At 59.0% G+C, this 444-nt stretch carries 1 protein-coding gene; it reads right to left on the bottom strand.

What is annotated here, in order from left to right; translation table 11 throughout:
- Nucleotides 1–444, bottom strand: a 444-nt coding sequence (locus tag J1G35_RS30695; protein ID WP_223016881.1) for a hypothetical protein, incomplete at both ends; no start/stop codon positions are given.

The following is a 444-nucleotide window of genomic DNA, read 5'->3' as shown; positions in this document are numbered from 1 at the left end:
AAGTCGGCGCCTTTTTGGGTCAGTACAACGTTATTGCCGGACAGGCTGTAGTAGCCGTCTACGTTGCTGTTGCCGGTGAAGGAAACAGTCAAACCTTCGCGTGGGGTTTCTTCGTCGGTTGCGGTGAAGCGGCCGGCGACGGTGCCCGCTGTGGCGGAGTTTTCGTCGATGGTTTCTGGCGCGACGCTGATGACCGGCACGTCGTTATGCAGCGTGACGGTCGGTTGGCCAGTGCCATTGGAGCTGAGACCCTCAGGATCGGTAACGGTCAGGTCGATCTTCGGCAGTTGATTGCCGGCGTTAACAAAGTCAGCGCCTTTCTGGGTCAGCACGACGTTGTTATCGACGATGGTGTAGTAGCCATCCACGTTGCTGTTGCCGGTGAAGGAAACAGTCAGGCCTTCGCGCGGGGTTTCTTCGTCGGTTGCGGTGAAGCGGCCGGCG

It is taken from the genome of Pseudomonas sp. SH10-3B (assembly GCF_019891415.1).
Classification (GTDB): domain Bacteria; phylum Pseudomonadota; class Gammaproteobacteria; order Pseudomonadales; family Pseudomonadaceae; genus Aquipseudomonas.
This window is presented reverse-complemented; position numbering and strand designations above follow the sequence as displayed.